Origin of the sequence: Fangia hongkongensis FSC776 = DSM 21703, from assembly GCF_000379445.1 — a bacterium.
GTDB classification, from domain to species: domain Bacteria; phylum Pseudomonadota; class Gammaproteobacteria; order Francisellales; family Francisellaceae; genus Fangia; species Fangia hongkongensis.
Genome location: NZ_KB902268.1, coordinates 1 through 1,763, shown reverse-complemented (window position 1 = coordinate 1,763; position 1,763 = coordinate 1). Strand labels below are relative to the sequence as shown.

Annotated in this window: 1 protein-coding gene; it reads right to left on the bottom strand. The window is 36.4% G+C overall.

The window, feature by feature from the left end; all coding sequences use genetic code 11:
• A partial coding sequence (locus tag A37Q_RS15160) for a condensation domain-containing protein (protein ID WP_035405143.1) occupies positions 1-1,763 on the bottom strand: 1,763 nt, incomplete at both ends.

Below are 1,763 nucleotides of genomic sequence, written 5' to 3'. Positions count from 1 at the left end.
GTGAGTTGTTTATCATTAAACACAACTGCAACAGCATCAGGTGTTTTAGCAACTTGTGCTTCAAAGAGTTGTGGCAATGTTTTGTGGCCTGGAAATGGACATTGCGTTTTATTCCAAGTATCTGTAATTTTTTGATATTTTCGATTATCTATTAAATTATATTTGGCAATTGGTTTTGTCGATGCTTCATTAACAAGCTGACCCAAAATACAGGAATATTGCTTGGCAAATGTATTTATCGTTTGCTTATCAAATAAGCTGGTTGAGTACGTGATGACACCTGATATTTTTTTACCTAAATTGTTAACAATACACTCTAAATCAAAACGAGTAACATTATGTATCCCTTGTAACGTCTCTGTTGTAAAATAACGAGTAACTTCAACGCTGTTGTATGTCTCAAAACTTTGTACTGAAAACAAAATTTGAAAGATAGGATGACGACTGATATCTTTTTCTATCTCTAATTCAGCCACCAGCTGTTCAAATGGTACGTCCTGATAGGATTGCGCCTGTATTAAGTTATCTGTAACTGAGTGAAGTAGAAAGTTCGCGGTTTCCTTTGGATTAATATCTTGCCTTAAAACCAAGTTATTGACAAAAAAACCAATTAACCCTTGAACACCTGAATAGTGTCTATTAGCAACTGGCGTTGCCAGTATAATATCCTGTTGCATTGTCAGCTTGTACAATAAGATATAAAACCCAGTTAACATCAAAGTATATAAGGTTTCTCCACGAGTCTTGGCAAGTACTTTTAGGCTATCAGAGAGTGTTTCATCTAATGCAAAATTTACTGACCTTCCATGCAACATTAAGCGTTTCGGTCTAGATTTATCTGTTGGCAAATTTAACGTTTTATACCCGGACAATTTACCTTTCCAATATTCCAATTGATACCTCAATACTTCTTTGTTCAGATAACTGCGTTGCCAAACTGCAAAATCTTTATATTGTATTCGTGGTGGAGCCAAGGCTATTTTCTCCCCACGATCAAAATACTCATAGTACTCTAGCAGAGTACCTACCAAAATATCATGCGACCAACCATCTGTAGCAATATGGTGAATATTAATTAATAAATGCGTGTACCGTGATGTATCATTTTGATATAAAACGCTCCTCATTGGGTAGTCAGACAATAAGTTAAATGGAGTATTTACATCTGATACTAAAAGCTCGTTAAAGTGTGTTTTTGACCTATAAACCCGCGATTCGATTTTAATCGGTTCGCTACCAAAATGTTGCCAGATCATACCTGAGTCATCTTGTAGAAAGGTCGTCTGCAATACCTTTTGTCTATCTGCAATGGCCTGAATACTCCTTTTAAGGGCCTCGACATTTATATCACGAGACAGAGATACTAACCAGGGAACATGATATACATTTGTTCCTTTCTCATACTGTTCAATAAAGTATAAACGTTGTTGCGAAAAAGACAGTGGCCACTTATCACCCTTTGTTACTTGGATTTCTATGCTAGGCATTGATACACTACTGTCAATATGAGCTGCCAGACGACGAATGGTTCTATATTTAAACAGATAAGCAGTATGAATCTCTTTTTCAAATTCATCTGATGCCATACAGGAAAATTTAATCCCAGCAATAGAATCACCACCGATTTCAAAGAAGTTATCTTCTATACCAATAGGTCGAGTGTCTAATACATTTTCCCATATTCTACAAAGCCGCTTCTGCGTCTCTGACACAGGCTTAACATAACTTCTCACTGAGCTATGATGGTGATCAGGTAGAGCACT